At 51.8% G+C, this 5,345-nt stretch carries 4 protein-coding genes; 3 read left to right on the top strand and 1 reads right to left on the bottom strand.

What is annotated here, in order from left to right:
* Positions 1-1,014 (top strand): MoxR family ATPase (locus JWR51_RS23775; RefSeq protein ID WP_299753598.1); only part of this gene is annotated, 1,014 nt, incomplete at its 5' end.
* A 12-nt stretch (positions 1,015-1,026) separates the two neighbouring features.
* Here JWR51_RS23775 and JWR51_RS23770 read toward each other — a convergent pair.
* Entirely contained in the window at positions 1,027-1,833 is an 807-nt protein-coding gene (locus JWR51_RS23770) for a DUF4159 domain-containing protein (protein ID WP_299753596.1), read from the bottom strand.
* A 219-nt stretch (positions 1,834-2,052) separates the two neighbouring features.
* Between JWR51_RS23770 and JWR51_RS23765 the strand changes: the two genes are divergently transcribed.
* A complete protein-coding gene (locus JWR51_RS23765) occupies positions 2,053-4,350 on the top strand; it encodes a hypothetical protein (RefSeq protein ID WP_299753594.1) in 2,298 nt (765 codons plus the stop codon).
* 13 nt (positions 4,351-4,363) lie between these two features.
* The coding region (locus tag JWR51_RS23760; RefSeq protein WP_299753592.1) for a BatA domain-containing protein at positions 4,364-5,345 on the top strand (982 nt) is incomplete at its 3' end.

The raw sequence follows: 5,345 nt of genomic DNA, 5'->3' as shown, positions 1-5,345 counted from the left end.
CTGAAAATGGAAAATAATTCCAGTGCATCATCTATTGAAAAAAGCCTGGCAGAGCGTTTGAAAGCTGCGTCTGAGGACTCCGCTCGCTATATTGCTGCGATTGAGAAAATAGTTTTGGGTCAGTCCGAGGTAGTGAAGCTCAGCGTAGCCTGTTATTTTGCACGTGGTCACTTGTCCCTTAAAGGTTTGCCGGGAAGCGGTAAAACTTTTCTGGCATCTGCTATGACCCAGGGCTTGGGTGAAGAATTTCGGCGTGTGCAAGGGACGCCTGATCTGATGCCTGCCGATATTACCGGATCAATGGTATATGACCAGAAAACGGGCGATCTCAAATTTATCAAAGGCCCTGTTTTTTCTAAAATCCTGTTCGTCGATGAAATCAACCGCGCAAGCCCCAAGGCGCAGTCAGCGTTGCTTGAAGCCATGGAAGAAAAACAAGTTACTATTGACGGCGAATCCCGCCTTCTGTCAGGTGAATTCTTTGTGGTGGCAACCCAAAACCCGCAAGATGATGCCGGGACTTATCCGTTACCGTCTGCGCAAGAGGATCGGTTTACGGTTTGTATTTTTGTTGAGCGGCCTGATGCAGAGACTGAGCTAAAAATAGCGTTGGCCCGCAAAGGCGGTAAAAAAGCATCGATTCCGGCTGTGCTCGATTCTGCGCGTTTGCCTGAAATTATGGATTTGGTTGATGATGTCGAGATCGGTGATGATCTTGCGAGACGGTGTCTTGCTTTGATCCGCAATATGCGGCCGGATGAAGCGACTGCGCCACAGGAGGTCAAAGACAGGGTTCTTGTTGATCCTGGTACACGTGCTCTGACGGCGCTCATCCGTACGTCAAAAGCACTCGCGCTCGTCGAAGGGCGGACAAGAGTTGAAATATCGGATGTCCGTCGTGTTGCTCCGGCAGTTCTTAATCACCGCGTCGTTTTAAGCCATGCCACGCGTCACGATGGATTTGAGAATGTCTTTAACAAAGTCATGGTCGATGTCGGTCTGGCGCCGAAATAGTTTGCTGGCTAACTATTTCTTTTCCGGCTCTTTTGGCTTGGCCAGAATGAGTGCCTGATCGGCTTTGTAATTGCCAGTCAGGGCCAGCATGGCGAAGTTGACGCCCGCGCGCAGGGATTGGTCCTGCTCGGGTGAGCCTTTAGCCAGTGTCATACCTGCCCAGGCAGCGGCCCAGTTGTTTTCACCAATAATCACCGATGATACGATTTCCGACCCGACAGGGCCGGATTCTTCGACCAGTACATTGGCATTATAATCGAAGGTGCCACGCAGATGATTGAGTTTGAAGAAAGTTTTAGTGAGTGGGTGGCCTTCACCGACTTTATCCAGACGGCGCAGCGTGACATTACCGAGGACGCGGTTAAGGCTTTCTTTGTTCCCCAAACCTTTTCCTGAATTATTGATATCGAAGATGATGAGATGGGCAGGGGCCATTTGCAGATATTTTTGTACTTTGCGCTGCGCCCCATTGGAAAGTGCAGGGGAATTTGGATTGATCGGCCAGTAGATCATCGGAAAAAGTGAAATATCATCGCGTTCAATATCCACCGCAACAATTTCAGCATTGAGAGTGGTCAGATCATTGAGTTTTTCCTTGAGCGCTGTGATACCCCGCAGCGAAGCGTCATCAACTGCGGCATTACCGGTGCGGATAAAGGCCAGATGCGGGTGTGCTGCATATTTCGCGGCGTTGACGCGGGCGGCGGCGCTCAGGGTGGGCGGGTTTGCCGCTGGTGCCGCAGTTGGTGCAGTTTGCGAAACTGACAGGCCAGCAAAACTGGCCAGCAATAAACCGGCGGTGGTTTTTTTGAAATCCATGATGTCCCTGTACAATTCTTTTTACGATTTTATCCATCTATATTGCATAACATTCAGGCGGTCAATCAGGCAGGACATGCCGCGCGGACGGGCAAAGGGGGTTAAAGGGCTTAGACAGCCCAGTTCAAAATAAGGAGAGAATGATGCTGTCGTTAACTTGACAGGTTACGCGCCAGAGCCTAGACATAATATAAATAAAATAAGAACAGGTTTCAGACTTTGGGAATAAAGCTCCGTGATTCATTTGCGAAAATGGCGGCTGCGGCACTTGTAACGGGTGCAGCATTGTCATCTTCTGCCTTTGCGCAAACGGCACCCGGATCAAGTCCTGCACCCCAGACGATCACAACGGGCACTGCAGCTGCGCCATCTCTCACCAATATTACATTGAATGATCCGGTAGTTCCCTATCCGTTAATTTTAGGTCTTGGAGTTTTGTTTGCGGCTGCGGCTGTAGCGGGCTTTAGAAATAAAATGCCGGTAACGACGGCGCTGCGTACCGGTGCGGGGGTCGTGCTGCTCACCGCCCTGGCCAATCCGCTTCAGGTGACCGAGCGCCGCGATATATTGCCGACAGATGTTATCATCATTGTTGATAAGTCGCCGAGCCAGAGTATTGGCGAGCGACAGCAGGACACAGATAGGGCGTATCAGGATCTTGAGCGCCAATTGAATCAAAAGACCGGTCTTGTCATTCACAAGCGCGAAGCGGGGGCATCGAAACCGGGTGCGATGGTGGATGGGACTAATTTATTTTCCGCGCTGACGGAAGAGTTGAGCAAGGTACCGCGCGAACGTCTTGGTGCCGTTTATTTTATTACTGACGGACAGATTCATGATGTTCCGGTTGACATCAGTTCGCTGGGACCAAACATTCCGGTACATGGATTAATCACAGGAAAACAGGGTGAGTTTGATCGCCGTATCGTGATTGATAAGGCACCGCTATACGGCGTGGTCAATGAAGAGGAAAGTATTTCCTTTCATGTTGCAGACGATGGTGCCAAAGCCGGTGCGCAGGTACGAGTTTCGATCAGTCTTGACGGCGAAGAAAAGATGGCGAAGACCGTCATCGCCGGACAAATCACCGATGTAAAATTGAAAATCCCGCATGCTGGCGTGAATACGATCCAGATAAAGACCGACCCGGTTCCCGGAGAGATTTCGGCGCTTAATAACAATGCGGCGACGGAAATTCGCGGCAAGGCGAAAGAGCTCAATGTTTTGATCGTATCTGGTGCGCCAAGTTCAGGATTGCGGATGTTGCGTGAATTGTTCAAATCCGATCCCGATAACACAGTGATTCATTTTACTACACTGCGTAATCTGATGAGCGAGGATGATACGCCGACCGAGGAACTCAATACCACGGCTTTACCAATGACGGATATCTTTGAAAACAATATTCAGAAATACGACGTTATTGTTCTTGATCATTTCAACAATACGGGCGTTATCCCCCCGCCTTATTTTGACAATATTGCCAGCTATGTACGGGAAGGCGGATCGTTGCTGGTAATCAACGGCCCCGAATATGCGAATGACAGCAGCGTGTTCCAGAGTTCTATCGGCGACCTTTTGCCGGTGGTGCCGGACGGGATTGTCTCTGAGGAAGCTTATGTGCCGAAAATGACACCGGACGGAGCGAAGCATCCGGTGACGCGCAGTCTTCCGACTGAAACACCGTGGGGGCATTGGTATAATATGCCGAGTGGCCAGAACCGTACAGGTACGGTCCTGATGGAGGGGGCACAGAAAAAGCCTTTGATCGTTCTTGACCGTAAAGAAAAAGGCCGTGTGGCGATGATCATGTCAGATCAGATGTGGTTATGGGCGGCCGGCCATGATGGTGGCGGACCCTATAGCCCGCTGATGACCAATATGTCGCGCTGGTTGCTGAAAAACCCGGCTATGGAGGAAGAGGTGCTCCGGCTTTCGGCCTCTAAAGAGGGCACTCAGCTGATCATCGAGCAACAGACGATGGCGGACAAGAGTTCGCCGGTTATGCTCCGTACACCTTCCGGGAAATCCCTTGCAGTCGCTTTTCAGGCGGCAGGGCCAGGGTTGTGGCGCGCGTCGGTACCGGTTGACGAACCGGGATTATATACGGCCGTACAGGGCAATAAGCCGCCTGTTGTCCTAAATGTAGGACAGCCTAATCCGAAAGAATTTTCATCGATTGTTGCTACGGCGGAAAAATTGAATCCGATTGCCGGTCTGAGTAGCGGGTCGACGCGTTTCCTGCATGATGGTAGCGGGAATTTTGTGGTGCCGCGTGTCACTGCGATTGAGCCTGGACAGGACAATAAATCTGCACGCGGCGACGATTTCACCGGGATAAGATTGACGAAAGCGAGTCAGCTAAGAGGCATTGACCGAAACGGAATTCCTCCGCTGGTCAGTTATGGCGCGTTCTTCAGTCTGCTCCTGCTTGCTTATCGCAGTGAGGGCGGCAAGAAGAAAAAGCCTGAGCCAGTTCCCGGCGTTGATCGTAATACCGATGGCCCGGCATTGTAGGACAGGCGAGAACATGGCAAATAAAAAACGCGATCTGACATCTACCTTTAATGCCGTTGCGATAGCTGGAACGGGCATTGCCGCCGCGACTGTGGGCGGTCTGGCAGCGTTTGGGTCGATGGGGTTTGGTACGCCGCTAATGCTTGGCGGTCTGGCCGTGATTGGGCCGCTCTGGTATTTAAGCCGCAGCATGCCGCGTAAGCCGCTCGAAGTTTTTTTCCCGTGGCTGGCTATTGCACGCGAAATCGTTATTAAAGAAACCAAGCCGCTGAAAATGCCGCTATGGCAGAAACTGCTGCGTGTGAATGCAGCAGCAGCTGTGATTATTGCGCTGGCGCAACCGCAATGGAATCCGGATGCCGTGTTGGAAGGTCAGGGGCCGGTGATGCTGGTCATTGATAATGGCTGGGCGGCGGCGCGTAACTGGCCTCACCGTATTACTGAAATGGACAGGGTGATTGACCGCGCCGAGAAACAGAACCGCCCGATTATTATGTTGGCTACTGCGGCAAGTCCGGATGGGACGCCGCCGCGTATATCTGCTGCGATGACCCCGAATGAGGCGCGGGCGATGATGAAGGATATGAAACCGCAGGCCTGGGCACCCGATCATAAGGCGGTGGCCGAAGCGGTCGCGGCCATGAGCGGGAGCAAGCCGTCGGCGTTATTGCTGAGTGACGGTGTCGATGATGAAGATGCGGCGTCAATGATCAGGGTGTTGAAAGATAAAACCGATTTAACTCTCGTCAGGGATAAAGACGGAAATGGTCCGCGCTTGTTAATTCCGACTGAGGCTGCACAGGACACTTTGACCGTCACTGTGCGCCGTATCGATAAGGAAAAGACGGATATAACGATTTCCGCAAGCGACGAAACCGGGCATATTCTGGTGCAGCAAAAGGCAGCATTTAAAGACGGCGAGAGTGAAGCCAAAGTGGTTTTCAAGGTTACAGCCCATGCGCGCAGATTAAGGTCGCGACTTTCGATTGACGGTG

The sequence above is a fragment of the Devosia sp. genome (genome assembly GCF_028290625.1).
Taxonomy (GTDB): domain Bacteria; phylum Pseudomonadota; class Alphaproteobacteria; order Rhizobiales; family Devosiaceae; genus Devosia.
This window is presented reverse-complemented; position numbering and strand designations above follow the sequence as displayed.

Excerpts from the sequence above, each read along its gene's own strand:
- JWR51_RS23770 (WP_299753596.1), bottom strand. The coding sequence starts at position 1,833 with ATGGATTTCAAAAAAACCACCGCCGGTTTATTGCTGGCCAGTTTTGCT.